The sequence below is a fragment of the Anaerotignum propionicum genome (assembly GCF_024461735.1).
In the GTDB taxonomy this organism is placed as follows: Bacteria; Bacillota; Clostridia; order Lachnospirales; family Anaerotignaceae; genus Chakrabartyella.
In genome coordinates, this window is record NZ_JANGAD010000062.1 from 1 (window position 1) to 212 (window position 212).

Annotated in this window: 1 protein-coding gene; it reads right to left on the reverse strand. The window is 42.0% G+C overall.

What is annotated here, in order from left to right:
• The coding region (locus NE558_RS14395) for a fibronectin type III domain-containing protein (RefSeq protein WP_256150852.1) at positions 1-212 on the reverse strand (212 nt) is incomplete at both ends.

Here is a 212-nt window from a genome sequence, read left to right on the forward strand (position 1 = left end):
CAGCTTTCAATGTCTTAAACGTCACTTTTTCTGATTTAACAGATTCATTTCCGGCTGCGTCTACCGCCGTCACTTCTACAAAATATGTAGTCTCTGCTTTCAGATTTGTCAATCCGCAAGATGCTTCTGTAAGAAGTTCTTTGTTCAATTTTACACCGTCAACATATACGTTGTATCCTGCCGCTTCTTTTCCGTCCGCCGCGTTCTTCCAT